Raw genomic sequence first — 12,108 nt, 5'->3', positions numbered from 1 at the left:
GGCTATAGGAGAGTTAAATATATGAATGAGAAGTGGTTAAAATATCTGAATCTGCTTTCTCTGCCGATTCAGATGGTAGTGGTCATGATGGGGTATTTTGTCATAGAAGCAATCTCCAGGCATTCCGTCGGCGAGGCATATACCTATATGACGGAGAGGCCCCTGGTGTTTCTGTACAATTCCTTTCTGATCTTTACTACCACGCTGATAGTTTATCTGGTGCGCCGGAGGGTTTTTTTGAGGACCCTCCTGGCAATCTTCTGGCTGGTCCTGGGAATCATCAACGGTGTGCTGCTGGCGAATCGTGTCACACCGTTTACCGGGCCGGACCTGCATCTGCTCACGGATGCGTTTAAGATCGCCAACAAATATTTATCACCGGTCTTTTTTGTGATCGTGATCATTCTGGCAGTGGCGGCCCTCATTGGCCTGGTATTTCTGTTTTTGAAGGGACCGAAATATCAGGGAAAAATGACTTACAAGCTGAATATTCCCCTTGTGCTTGCAGGGGTGCTGGCCTTTGCGGGAACCACCAAGCTGGCACTGGAAAAGAGAGTGCTGTCCAACTATTTCGGAAATATCGCATTTGCTTATGAAGATTATGGGTATCCCTATTGTCTGGCCACCACTATTTTCAACACAGGTATCAGCTGCCCAAGGGATTATTCGGAGGCCTCCATCAATAAAATAGAGAAAAGTGAGAGCGGTCTGGCTGAGACAGGGGAGAAACGCCCCAACATTATTTTCCTGCAGCTCGAATCTTTCTTTGACCCCACACTTGTGAATTTCCTGCATATCTCTGAGGACCCCATTCCCACTTTCAGGAAACTGATGAAGGAATATTCCTCCGGCTACTACAAAGTACCCAGTGTGGGTGCCGGAACAGCCAACACGGAGTTTGAATCCATTACCGGTATGAGCCTGCGCTATTTTGGGCCGGGTGAGTACCCTTACAAGAGTATTTTGAAGGAGACAACCTGCGAAAGTGCGCCATATGTGCTGAAAAACCTCGGATACAGCACCCACGCCATACACAACAATGAGGCAAACTTTTACGGCAGGAAGAATGTCTTCGCCAATCTGGGATTTGACACCTTTACCTCAGAGGAATATATGGCAGAGCAGGATGACACCAATCCCAATGACTGGATGCGGGACAGGAATCTGACAAAATATATTATGGAATCGTTGGAATCTTCAGATGACCCGGATTATATTTACACCATATCTGTGCAGGGACACGGGGATTATCCGGAGGAACCCATGATTGATGACCCAAAGATCACCGTGACCGGCGGAGAGTCGGAGGCTGTGAATAATAAATGGGAGTATTACTGCAACCAGATATATGAGATGGACCAGTTTGTCAAAGAACTTACGGAAACCCTCTCTCAATATGATGAGGATGTAGTGCTTGTCATGTACGGAGACCATCTTCCCACCATGGGTCTGAAAGTGAAGGATGTAAAGAACCGTTATCTGTTCCAGACAGAGTATGTGATCTGGGACAATATGGGCCTTGAAAAAAAGGATGCCAATGTGGCAGCCTACCAGATGGCAGCAGAGGTTATGGACCGTGTGGGAATCCATGAGGGAAATATATTCCGTTTCCATCAGGCCAGACGCCAGACGAAAAATTATCAGGTGGATCTGGAGACGCTCCAGTATGATATCCTGTATGGAAAGCAGTATGTCTACGATGGGGAGAATCCTTTTGAGCGGACAGAGATGCGTCTGGGTGTAAAAGATGCTGTGCTTGAAAAAATAGAGAAGATTTCTGACGGCAGGTATTATATAACCGGGGAGAACTTCACGCAGTCCGCGTATGTGGAGGTGAACGGAGAACTTCTGGACGCCACATATATCAGCCCAACAACCCTTCTGCTCAATGATGTGGAACTAAAAGACGGAGATGAGGTGGATGTGGCGATCCGAAGCAACAGCTCCACCCGTAAGGTGCTCACCAGAACAGATACCATTATCTACAAGGTGCCTGTGGAACCTCTTACCCCGGAGGTTCCGCCCCTGGAGGGTGAGGACCCCAAGGACGATGCAGATGTGATCGACCCCAATGCGGTCGGCAATGGGGACGGGGAAGCCCAGAATCCTATTCAGGAGCAGAACAAAACCGATTCCGGTGAAGGGCACATTGAGGTGCCGGATCCGGAAAACCCGGTACAGAATTAAAAACTTTTAAAAGAACCGACATAATTTGCTTGCATATTGTCACCACTCCATTATAATGATAAGTGACCTTATCCTTATAAAGGGAAGTGGTGACTTTCCTATATAGTTATCATAAGGCTTACCAAAGACGGAAAGAAGGAAAAGTTTTTGTTTACTTATGAAGAAGCAGCAGCATACATTGAAGAAATTCCTAAATTTACAAAGAAAAATAAATTGGAACACACCAGGAAATGCCTGGACATGCTGGGCAGTCCCCATAAGAATAGAAAGATGATCCATGTGGCAGGAACCAACGGAAAGGGAAGCGTCTGTGCTTTTCTGTCCACCATGCTGGAGGAAGGCGGTTACAAATGCGGACTTTTTACATCCCCGCATCTGATGAAGATCAATGAGAGATTTCAGATCAATGAGCAGATGGTCTCAGATGAAAAATTTCTGGAAACTTTTCTCAGGGTGAAGGAGCTGTCCGACCGCCTGGTGGAGCAGGGGGATTATCACCCCACGTATTTTGAGTTCCTGTTTCTCATGGGAATGCTGATCTTTGATGATGAGGATGTTGATATGGTTGTACTTGAGACCGGCCTTGGGGGAAGACTTGATGCTACCAACTCCATTTTGAATCCATTGGCCTGTGTCATCACATCAATCAGTCTGGACCATGTGGAATATCTGGGAGATACCATAGACAAAATAGCCGGCGAAAAGGCAGGCATTATCAAGAAAGGCGTGCCGGTTATCTTTGACGCGAACAATGAGACAGCAGCCGCTGTGATACGCAGGCGCGCAAAGGAACTGGGGTGCCCCTGCTATGAGGTGAAAGCAGGGAGCCAGAAGCTTTTGTCCTATACGCCAAAAGGAATCGGTTTTACCTTTGATTCCGGTGTTTACGGGACCACAGAACTGTTTGTCCCGTTTATTGCAGAATACCAGATGATGAATGCCTCACTGGCAGTGGAGACAATGGGTGTCCTGAAGGATATCCACAGGATAGAGAAGGAAACTCTGGAAACAGGTCTTAAGCATACCAGATGGCAGGGCAGAATGGAGACTATACTTCCGGGCGTGATCGTGGACGGTGCCCATAATGAGGACGGGGTTGCCCAGTTTGTGGGGACAGTCCGGCATTTTCAAAAAGAGTATTCTATAAGCCTTCTGTTTACAACGGTTTCGGACAAGGACTATGCGGATATGATCCGCAGGGTGTGCGGCGGCCTGACTTTTGCCAATGTGGTGACAACGGAGATATGGGGCAGCAGAAAGCAGTCATCCGTGGAGCTTGCAAAGCTTTTTAAAGCAAACGGATGCAGCAATGTACTGGCAGTGCCGGATTCGGGAGAGGCTTTTGAGAAGGCATACGCCCTGAAGGGGGACGGTCTGCTGTTTGTTGTGGGATCTTTGTATCTTGCCGGGGAGATAAAGGATTACGTTAGGAGGAGAATGAATGATTAATTACGAGGAAGAACTGAAAAAATTTCAGCCGTGCCTGGATGTGGATGATGCGGAAGGCAATATCTACAAACAGGATTTGACGGATGTGATTGATATTTTGAAGGAAATGCTGAAAGAAACCAATGGAACGGCTAAGAATTAGGGAGAAGACAGATGAATTGTATGATATGCCAGGCACAGCTCAACACTTCACCTTACTGCCCAAAGTGCGGGTGTAATGTGACCGCCCAGAAAAAGGCAGTGGCACTGTCCAATCTCTATTATAATCAGGGGCTGGAGAAGGCACAGATCCGTGACTTGTCCGGGGCAATTACCTGCCTGAAACGAAGCCTTAAGATGAACAAATGTAATATCCAGGCCAGGAACCTGCTGGGGCTGGTGTATTTTGAGACCGGAGAGGTAGTGGCCGCTTTAAGTGAATGGGTCATCAGCAAAAATATTATGCCGGACGGCAATGTGGCGTCAGATTATATCAACAAGCTGCAGAGCAATGCCAATAGGCTTGACACCATCAACACCAGCATCAAAAAATATAACCAGTGTCTTGCATACTGCCGGACCGGCAATCTGGATATGGCTAAGATGCAGCTCAAGAAGGTGCTTACCAGCAATCCTAAGCTGATCAAAGGCTATCATCTGCTTTCTTTGATATATATAAAAGAAGGTGCCTATGAGAAGGCCAGGAAACAGCTGAAGATCGCTGCCAAGATAGACAAGACCAATACCACCACACTGCGTTTTCTGCGGGAGGTGGATGACCAGACAGGAAGAATGACCAGCCTGGAGCCAAGATTCAAGGCAAAGGAAAAGAACCGCCAGGAAAAGGACGGGCGTGTCATATACAACTCAGGCAATGACACCATCATACAGCCCCCGGAATACAGGGAGAGAACCGTGACCAACACGCTGATCAACCTGATCATCGGGCTGCTTGTGGGGGCATCAGCCCTCTGGTTCCTTATTGTTCCGGCCAAGACCCAGAAGATCAATAATGAGGCCAACAAGAAAATCGTGGAGTACAGTGACAAGGTGGCTACCCAGGCTGCGGAGATAGACAGGATGCAGCAGGAGATAGATGCCTCGTCCCAGTCTGTGAACACAGCCAATGAGCAGATCGCCCAGGCTAATACCAAGTCTGAGAGCTATGATAATCTGATCAAGGCCTGGCAGGCCTACAACGGCGGGAATTATCAGAATGCAGCCAACGCTCTGGAGAGTGTGGACGCGTCCCTGCTGTCCGTGGATGCCAAGTCCATGTATGACAAGATTATGAGTGAGATCGGAGAAACGGTGAAGGCCGCATATAAGAGCACGGGTATCACAGCGTATGAAAACCAGGATTATGCAACAGCCATTGAAAATCTGCTGAAAGCCCAGGATATCGGAGACCCGGATTATGACTCCATGTTCTATCTGGCCCAGTCTTATCAGAAGAGCGGAGACAACGAAAATGCCATAGTATGGTATCAGAAGATCATAGACGCATTCCCGGGCACCAGCTATGCCAGCGACGCTAAGGACTACATGACAGCCATCGGAGGAACGCCTGCCGGAGCCTCGGCAGGGCAGGACGGGGGCGGAGATGGTTCCCAGGCACCTGCTGATGAGGGACAGCCTCAGGAAGATACAGGGGATCAGCCCGATGAAGGCCAGGAGGACGGAGGCGGGGAAGACGGTATGGAACCCGGAACCGGTGACGAAAACCAGGATGACAATAACGGCGATGACAACAGCGGTGATGAAGGTGACGGACAGGATAGCCGGGAAGACACCGGGGAAGAATAACCTAAGAGAAACCTTGAAGGAAAGGGTGTGCATGAATGTATGCACATCCTTTTGTTGTCCGTAGAAAAATATGAGATTTCTGCGGGCGGCAGTATCCGGATGGGATACATTGGAAGAGTAAGGGGAAATGAGTATGGAAGATGTGTTAAAAAAGAGGGGCAACTGCCTGATGGTCTATGTACCACAGGAGCTGGACCATCATTTTGCCAGCCAGATCACCGATGAGGTGGACAAAGAGCTGAAAAAAGGTAATGTCCGCCAGCTTGTCTTTGACTTTTCCGGCACCACCTTTATGGACAGTTCCGGAATCGGTATGCTTATGGGAAGATACCGCCTGCTGCATTACAGCGGGGGCAGGGTGTCGGCAATTCATGTAAACGACAGGGTAAACCGTATTATGCGCCTGTCAGGCATCTACAAATATATTGAAATCAGCCAGGAAGCTGTCTGGCACCAGAAAAGAAGGTAAGGGGGAAGGTAGATATGGAGAATACCAATGAAATGACATTGGAGATGGACAGCCGTTCCTGCAACGAAGGGCTGGCACGGATCACGGTGGCAGCGTTTGCCACCCAGTTAAATCCCACACTTGAGGAGGTGGCAGATATTAAGACGGCTGTCTCTGAGGCGATCACAAACTGTATTGTACATGCTTACGAGAAGGAGACGGATAAGATCAGGATCGACTGCACTATCTGCGGCAGAGAACTCACCGTGGCGGTGACTGACCACGGGCGTGGGATTGAGAATGTGGAGAAGGCCATGGAGCCCATGTTCACTACAAAACCGGAGCAGGACCGCTCGGGCATGGGCTTTGCCTTCATGGAGGCATTTATGGATATGCTGGAAGTGGAATCTGAGCCGGGAAAGGGTACTGTCGTCCGGATGAAGAAAAAAATCGGAACCGGAATTCAGGTATTTGAGTAGAAGGAGGCTGTATGGAGGATATCCTTGCCCTTATCGGGCGTGCGCACCAGGGAGATAAGGAAGCAAGAGATACGTTGGTAGAGAAAAATATTGGTCTGGTACACAGCATTGTAAGGCGTTTTTTAAACCGTGGGGTGGAGGCAGAGGATTTGTTCCAGATAGGGAGCATTGGTCTTTTGAAGGCCATCGACAAATTCGACACTTCTTATGATGTGAAATTTTCCACCTATGCAGTTCCCATGATCACAGGGGAGATTAAACGTTTTTTGCGGGATGACGGTATGATGAAAGTCAGCCGTTCCTTAAAGGAGATATGCTGCCGGGCTTACACAGCCAGAGAGGAACTGATGATAGAGAACGGGAGAGAGCCGGAGATGGATGAGATCGCAGAGCGCATTGCAGTGACCAGAGAGGAACTGGTAATGGCAATGGAGTCGGGGGCACAGATCGAGTCCCTGCAGAAGACCATATATCAGGGAGACGGCACGGATATCTCCCTTGAAGACAAAATAGAGGAACAGAGAAATGACCAGGAGCATCTTTTAAACCGCATGATGCTGGAGCAAATGCTGGGTACATTGAATCCGGAGGAGAGAAAACTGATCTATATGCGTTTCTTCCAGGAGAAAACCCAGACCCAGATCGCGGGGGAGCTGGGCATATCCCAGGTCCAGGTGTCAAGGCTTGAGAAAAAAATACTGAACTGCCTGCGGGAAAAGCTTTGAGGAAAGGCACAGCAAGTGTGCTGTTTTAAGAATAGTTTGCACAGGAAAATGTCATACTATCCCTGTAATAGTGATTGCAGTCAGGAGGATTACGTCCGGCTGTCTATGTTCAAAGGAGATATTTACATGAGTGATATTTTATATGTGCAGACAGAGAAAAATGTGGAGGTACATCAGCCGGAAGTTTATCTGCAGGATGTGGCGAAGCTGTCCTCCAGCAGCACAAGTGTGCTGAACAGGAACCGGGTGAGAAAGGTGTTTACCGTACCGGACGGAAAGCCGGGGCGTTATGTGGTATCAGCCCTGGAACTGGTGGATGCGATCCAGGATAAGGAGCAGACTGTGGACGTGACCCATATCGGCGAGGCAAATTTTGTCATTACCTATGAGACACAGAAACATAAACACGTGTTCTGGAGCTGGATGAAGACGGTTCTGGTGTGCTTTCTGACATTTTTCGGCGGCGCTTTTTCCATTATGACATTTAATATGGATGTGGATACTTCCGGGCTGTTTTTTCAGATCTACAAACAGCTCACAGGCAATATTTCCACTGGGCACACCATTCTGGAGTTTACCTATTCTCTGGGAATCGGCCTTGGGGTGGTATTCTTCTTCAACCATTTCGGGCACGGAAAGATCACACAGGACCCTACTCCTATGGAGGTACAGATGCGTGTCTATGAGGACGATGTGGATAAAACTCTGATAGAGAAGAAGAACAGGAAGGAGAAGAGCTGAAATGTGGTTTAGTGAACTGATTGCTGCCATCATAGGTTTAAGCGGCGGTATGGTTGTGGCCACCGCGCTGGCAGCCTTTATTATCGGACTGGGTATTATCCCGCGGTATGCAGGCGTTACCCATACAGGACATAATCTGCTCCTCTACGAGGACGCTTTGATTCTGGGCACTTTTCTCGGGAATATTTTTTATCTGTATCAGTTCCACCTGCCTCTTGGGCAATGGGGACTGGCAGTTATCGGCATATTCTTCGGCATGTTCCTGGGAAGCTGGATTATTGCTCTTGGTGAAGTGGTGAATGTATTTGCCATTATGGCAAGACGGGTGGGCCTTACAAAAGGTGTAGGGCTGGTAGTCCTGTCCATTGCCATAGGTAAGACATTGGCAAGTCTGATTCAGTTTTTCATAATGACATGAGAACGAATCTTGTGGGCTGGATCAGGCCTGTGTTATACTGGAGGAAAAGAAAGGGATACCCTGTCATGGAAGAATGCCGGTGGGATATGGAGCAGAATGCTCCATATCTGTGTATCCTAAGGCAATGCCGGTGTCGGGGAGAGATGTTATGGCACAGACGGGATGGAAAAATGAAGAACAGCAGGTTATTTGAGATATTATACATATTAATGGAGCACCGTGAGATAACAGCCAGAGAGCTGGCCGTAAGGATGGAGGTATCTGTTCGCACCATATACCGTGATTTAGATACACTCTCCGCTGCAGGCATACCGGTCTATACAGAGAAGGGGCACGGAGGCGGAATCCGGCTCATGAAGCATTTTCAGCTTGACAAGACTCTGCTTGGGGAGGATGAACAGGAGCATATCATGACGGCTCTCCAAAGTCTGGACGCTGTGGGAGCAGGGGACAGCAGCAGACTTCTTTCTCAGCTTGCCGGGCTGTTCGGCAGGCAGACGGTGGACTGGCTGGAAGTGGATTTTGAGACCTGGGGTGCAGGAAAACAGGAAAAAGAATATTTTGAGCTCTGCAAGTTTGCCATTCTGCACCGAAACCTGCTGACCTTTCAATATTATAATTCCTCCGGCATCCAGAGCAGGAGAACAGTGGAGCCGGTGCGTCTTTGTTTTAAAGGCGGACACTGGTATGTGTCAGGATACTGCAGAAAGAAACAGGCATTTCGCCTGTTCCGCCTGAACCGTATCCGGGAACTGCAGATGGAGGAGGAGATTTTCCCTATAAGGAAGGCGGCTGAGACCGGGGAACAGCAGGAGAAAATGATCGGGAAAGCGATTCCCATAAAGCTGAGTTTTACGGAGGCAGCCGGGTTTCAGGTGTTGGATTTTTTTGCGGAGGAAGATATTGTACGTCTGGAAGACGGGGGATTTGTGGTAAACGCAGCATTCGCGCCGGGCAGATGGCTGACAGGATTTATCTTATCCTTTGGAGCGGACGCAAGCGTTCTTGAGCCGGAATGGCTGAAAGAGCAGATCAAAAATGAGGCGGATAAAATAAAAAAACTATATCATATATGACATAGGGTGTCATATTACATAGTGTATTCTGTAAGAAAAACAGGAGGACATAGAATATGGAAGATAAAAAATTTTGTCAGAGCTGCGGTATGCCCATGGAAAAGCCGGAGGACTTCGGTACCAGCAATGATGGGGGAAGAAATGAGGAATATTGCTGTTACTGTTATAAGGAAGGCAAATTTACCTATGATATGACAATGGAGGATATGATTCAGTTTAACCTGAAATTCAACGAAGAAAACGGAAACCCATTCGGTACCCAGGAGGAGGCCAGAAAAATGATGGAGTCCTGGTTCCCTACACTGAAGAGGTGGAAACAGGCTTAAGGGAGGACAACTACTATGCTGGAACTGCCGGAGAGCCGGACCATAGCAAAGCAGATAACAGAGACCTTGCATGGAAAAACCATTGACTATGTGACAGCGGGACATACGCCCCATAAATTTGCATTTTTTCATGGGGACAAAGAGGAGTATGATGAAATGCTCCAGGGGCAGTCAATTATAAAGGCCGTGAACCGGGGAGGTATGCTTGAGATTGACACGGAGAGCTATATGATCATCCTGTCAGACGGCGCCTATCCCAGATATTATGAGGAGAAGGCAGAATTTCCGAAAAAACATCAGTTGTTTTTAGCCTTTGATGACGACACGGCGCTTACGGTATCGGTTCAGATGTATGCGTTTATCGGTGTGTATCCTCTGGGGGAGTGCGACGAAGAATATTACCGATCCTCCATCAGTAAGTATACGGCGCTGGATGAAGGATTCACATATGAGTATTTCAAAAGTCTGTACCCTGATACCGGGAAAAAGATATCGGCCAAGACTTATCTGGCAACAGAGCAGCGCATTCCCGGTCTGGGAAATGGTGTTCTGCAGGACATCCTGTGGAATGCGGGAATTGACCCCAGGTTTGATATGCGGGAGGCAGAGGAGGAAGATTTCCGGAACCTCTACGAGTCTGTGACCGGTACGCTGGAGCAGATGTGTGACGGCGGGGGAAGGGATACGGAACGTGATCTTTTGGGAAACAAGGGCGGGTATATTACCCAGCTCTCTAAAAACTCCCTGCATCAGCCATGCATGCGGTGCGGCGGAGAGATAAAAAGAGCCGCATATATGGGCGGGAATATATATTTCTGTGAGAAATGCCAGAAAAGATAGGGAACACCCGGGCAGTTATTGGTTTAGCCAGAACTGCCGGGTGTTTTTATGATGTAATAATGTTTTATCATTTACCAATGTGTTATATCTCATGGACGGAGAGCTTTTAAAAGTCCAGAGGCTCTTTATTTAAAATGCGGACAATCGTGGAGAATAGAAAAGTTTACAAATTTCAAGAGATATTTCACTATACACTCCCCCTGGTTTTTGATAGGATGGACACATAACAAATTACATGAAAGACCACAGGAGGACTTTATAATGGAAAATCCCAAAATCATTGAAGAATTGATAAAAGAAGCAGAACAAAAATGTAAAGAGGAGCCATATCTTGCGGAGGTGTTCCGCAATTGCTTTACCAACACACTAAACACCACAGTAAAAGAGATGGAAGACGGAACCACCCACGTGATCACAGGGGACATCCCTGCTATGTGGCTGCGGGATTCCACTGCACAGCTCCGTCCGTATCTGCTGGCGGCTGGGAAGGACGAGAAGCTGACACAGGTCATCGCAGGCCTTGTGAAGAGACAGTTTCACTGTATTTTAAAGGAACCCTACGCCAATGCCTTTAATGAGACGGATAACGGAAACTGTTGGGAAAAAGATTTTCCGGACCAAAATCCATGGGTGTGGGAAATGAAATTTGAGGTTGACTCTCTGTGTTATCCGGTACAGCTCGCTTATCTTCTCTGGAAAAATACCGGATATACGGAACACTTTGACAACACATTTTTAACCGGGATCGAAACTATCATGGATGTATTTGAACGGGAACAGTATCATGAGTCCCGGTCGGAATACCGTTTCCAGCGGAAAAACTGCGTTTTTACAGATACTCTGTCCAGAGAGGGAAAAGGTGCATTGGTAAAAGAGGGGTGCGGTCTTATCTGGTCAGGATTCCGTCCAAGTGACGATGCATGTACATATGGATATCTCATTCCCTCCAATATGTTTGCCTGTGTCATTCTGGGATATATGGCAGAGATATGCCGCAGTTTCCTTCATGAAGAGCTTACCGCACAGCGGGCAGAGCGGCTCCGCGAGGAGATAACAGCGGGAATCGAGTCATACGGAATTGTCAGGACTGCGGAGTTTGGAGAAATTTATGCTTACGAGACAGACGGATTCGGGCAGTACAATCTTATGGATGACGCCAATGTGCCCAGCCTGTTATCCATGGAGTATCTGGGATACATTCCCAGGCGCCGTGATGTGGCGGAAAATACAAGAAGATTTCTGCTCAGTGAAGCAAATCCGTACTATTTTAAAGGGGACAAACTGTCAGGCATCGGAAGTCCCCACACACCTTCCAGATATGTCTGGCATATTGCCGCAGCCATGGAAGGCCTGACCGCAGACCGGGAAGAGGAAAAAGTGCAGGTGCTCAGGCGCCTTGCGGGGACAGACGGTGGAAAAGGCATGATGCATGAGGGAGTCTTTGTGGATAACCCTGAGATTTTTACAAGAGAATGGTTCTCCTGGGCAAATGCCATGTACAGCGAACTGATGCTGGACTATCTGGGATACAGGGTAAAAAAGTAAAAAGACCGGTCAATTATGACACTTGCGACCGCCTGAAAACCGCACTAGAATTTGTACAGGAAACCTAGAAAAAGGAAAATTGTTATTTC

General features: G+C 48.0%; 13 protein-coding genes. All 13 read left to right on the top strand.

What is annotated here, in order from left to right; all coding sequences use genetic code 11:
* Positions 1–21 precede the first annotated feature (21 nt).
* The 13 genes from A4V09_RS16125 to A4V09_RS16070 all read left to right on the top strand — a co-directional run bounded on the left by A4V09_RS16125 (position 22) and on the right by A4V09_RS16070 (position 12,019).
* The gene (locus tag A4V09_RS16125) at positions 22–2,187 is read left to right on the top strand and encodes an LTA synthase family protein (protein WP_065543243.1); all 2,166 of its coding nucleotides are present in this window, start codon (positions 22–24) and stop codon (positions 2,185–2,187) included.
* Positions 2,188–2,334: 147 nt separating this feature from the next.
* Complete coding sequence (locus A4V09_RS16120) at positions 2,335–3,636, top strand: bifunctional folylpolyglutamate synthase/dihydrofolate synthase (protein WP_065543242.1); 1,302 nt, start codon at positions 2,335–2,337, stop codon at positions 3,634–3,636.
* Positions 3,629–3,778 carry a hypothetical protein gene (locus A4V09_RS24965; protein ID WP_018597822.1) on the top strand — a complete coding sequence of 50 codons (150 nt, stop codon included), beginning with the start codon at positions 3,629–3,631 and terminating at the stop codon, positions 3,776–3,778. Before A4V09_RS16120 ends, A4V09_RS24965 begins: the two co-directional genes overlap by 8 nt.
* An 11-nt stretch (positions 3,779–3,789) precedes the next feature.
* Positions 3,790–5,421, top strand: a complete 1,632-nt coding sequence (locus A4V09_RS16115) for a tetratricopeptide repeat protein (protein WP_065543241.1) — start codon at positions 3,790–3,792, stop codon at positions 5,419–5,421.
* Positions 5,422–5,554: 133 nt separating this feature from the next.
* Complete coding sequence (locus tag A4V09_RS16110; protein ID WP_104804112.1) at positions 5,555–5,890, top strand: STAS domain-containing protein; 336 nt, start codon at positions 5,555–5,557, stop codon at positions 5,888–5,890.
* Between the two features lie 14 nt (positions 5,891–5,904).
* The gene (spoIIAB, locus tag A4V09_RS16105; RefSeq protein WP_065543239.1) at positions 5,905–6,348 is read left to right on the top strand and encodes an anti-sigma F factor; all 444 of its coding nucleotides are present in this window, start codon (positions 5,905–5,907) and stop codon (positions 6,346–6,348) included.
* An 11-nt stretch (positions 6,349–6,359) separates the two neighbouring features.
* Positions 6,360–7,073, top strand: a complete 714-nt coding sequence (gene sigF, locus A4V09_RS16100) for an RNA polymerase sporulation sigma factor SigF (protein WP_065543238.1) — start codon at positions 6,360–6,362, stop codon at positions 7,071–7,073.
* Positions 7,074–7,199: 126 nt separating this feature from the next.
* The gene (locus A4V09_RS16095; protein WP_065544822.1) at positions 7,200–7,814 is read left to right on the top strand and encodes a stage V sporulation protein AA; all 615 of its coding nucleotides are present in this window, start codon (positions 7,200–7,202) and stop codon (positions 7,812–7,814) included.
* A 1-nt stretch (position 7,815) separates the two neighbouring features.
* Positions 7,816–8,232, top strand: a complete 417-nt coding sequence (locus A4V09_RS16090; protein ID WP_065543237.1) for a stage V sporulation protein AB — start codon at positions 7,816–7,818, stop codon at positions 8,230–8,232.
* Positions 8,233–8,402: 170 nt separating this feature from the next.
* Complete coding sequence (locus A4V09_RS16085; protein WP_065543236.1) at positions 8,403–9,308, top strand: helix-turn-helix transcriptional regulator; 906 nt, start codon at positions 8,403–8,405, stop codon at positions 9,306–9,308.
* A gap of 56 nt (positions 9,309–9,364) precedes the next feature.
* On the top strand, positions 9,365–9,634 hold the full coding sequence (locus A4V09_RS16080) for a zinc ribbon domain-containing protein (RefSeq protein ID WP_065543235.1): 270 nt from the start codon (positions 9,365–9,367) through the stop codon (positions 9,632–9,634).
* A 15-nt stretch (positions 9,635–9,649) separates the two neighbouring features.
* The gene (locus tag A4V09_RS16075) at positions 9,650–10,474 is read left to right on the top strand and encodes a DNA-formamidopyrimidine glycosylase family protein (protein WP_065543234.1); all 825 of its coding nucleotides are present in this window, start codon (positions 9,650–9,652) and stop codon (positions 10,472–10,474) included.
* Between the two features lie 261 nt (positions 10,475–10,735).
* The gene (locus A4V09_RS16070; RefSeq protein WP_065543233.1) at positions 10,736–12,019 is read left to right on the top strand and encodes a glycoside hydrolase family 125 protein; all 1,284 of its coding nucleotides are present in this window, start codon (positions 10,736–10,738) and stop codon (positions 12,017–12,019) included.
* Positions 12,020–12,108 lie beyond the last annotated feature (89 nt).

This window comes from Blautia pseudococcoides (assembly GCF_001689125.2).
Taxonomy (GTDB): domain Bacteria; phylum Bacillota; class Clostridia; order Lachnospirales; family Lachnospiraceae; genus Blautia; species Blautia pseudococcoides.
Note: the sequence above shows the minus strand (reverse complement) of the source record. Positions and strands in the feature narration are given on the sequence as shown.

Excerpts from the sequence above, each read along its gene's own strand:
- A4V09_RS16125 (WP_065543243.1), top strand. The coding sequence starts at position 22 with ATGAATGAGAAGTGGTTAAAATATCTGAATCTGCTTTCTCTGCCGATT.
- A4V09_RS24965 (WP_018597822.1), top strand. The coding sequence starts at position 3,629 with ATGATTAATTACGAGGAAGAACTGAAAAAATTTCAGCCGTGCCTGGAT.
- A4V09_RS16115 (WP_065543241.1), top strand. The coding sequence starts at position 3,790 with ATGAATTGTATGATATGCCAGGCACAGCTCAACACTTCACCTTACTGC.
- A4V09_RS16110 (WP_104804112.1), top strand. The coding sequence starts at position 5,555 with ATGGAAGATGTGTTAAAAAAGAGGGGCAACTGCCTGATGGTCTATGTA.
- spoIIAB (WP_065543239.1), top strand. The coding sequence starts at position 5,905 with ATGGAGAATACCAATGAAATGACATTGGAGATGGACAGCCGTTCCTGC.
- sigF (WP_065543238.1), top strand. The coding sequence starts at position 6,360 with ATGGAGGATATCCTTGCCCTTATCGGGCGTGCGCACCAGGGAGATAAG.
- A4V09_RS16095 (WP_065544822.1), top strand. The coding sequence starts at position 7,200 with ATGAGTGATATTTTATATGTGCAGACAGAGAAAAATGTGGAGGTACAT.
- A4V09_RS16090 (WP_065543237.1), top strand. The coding sequence starts at position 7,816 with ATGTGGTTTAGTGAACTGATTGCTGCCATCATAGGTTTAAGCGGCGGT.
- A4V09_RS16085 (WP_065543236.1), top strand. The coding sequence starts at position 8,403 with ATGAAGAACAGCAGGTTATTTGAGATATTATACATATTAATGGAGCAC.
- A4V09_RS16080 (WP_065543235.1), top strand. The coding sequence starts at position 9,365 with ATGGAAGATAAAAAATTTTGTCAGAGCTGCGGTATGCCCATGGAAAAG.
- A4V09_RS16075 (WP_065543234.1), top strand. The coding sequence starts at position 9,650 with ATGCTGGAACTGCCGGAGAGCCGGACCATAGCAAAGCAGATAACAGAG.
- A4V09_RS16070 (WP_065543233.1), top strand. The coding sequence starts at position 10,736 with ATGGAAAATCCCAAAATCATTGAAGAATTGATAAAAGAAGCAGAACAA.